Annotated in this window: 1 protein-coding gene; it reads right to left on the bottom strand. The window is 57.7% G+C overall.

Annotation, left to right across the window (positions count from 1 at the left end; all coding sequences use genetic code 11):
* Window positions 1–241, bottom strand: a 241-nt coding sequence (locus tag B3F49_RS00855) for an extracellular solute-binding protein (RefSeq protein WP_293908573.1), incomplete at both ends; no start/stop codon positions are given.

The following is a 241-nucleotide window of genomic DNA, read 5'->3' on the forward strand; positions in this document are numbered from 1 at the left end:
CGATACCTGCGGAAAGCAACAGGGCTCCTTCCTTGGTTGCCATGTACTCGATGATCTTGAATGCTTCATCGGGATTCTTGGCATTGGCGGGAATCGCCCACAGCGAGGCTCCGCCCTGCTCGAGCATGTACTTGCCGCTTGGGCCCTTGGTGCCGGGAAGTCCGACAACGTTGACCTTTGCGGGATAGGTGCCTGCAGTTCGTGCGTTGTTGTTGTAAAGCCCTGTCCATGCAGCCCAGTC

It is taken from the genome of Sphaerochaeta sp. UBA5836, from assembly GCF_002432845.1.
In the GTDB taxonomy this organism is placed as follows: domain Bacteria; phylum Spirochaetota; class Spirochaetia; order Sphaerochaetales; family Sphaerochaetaceae; genus Sphaerochaeta.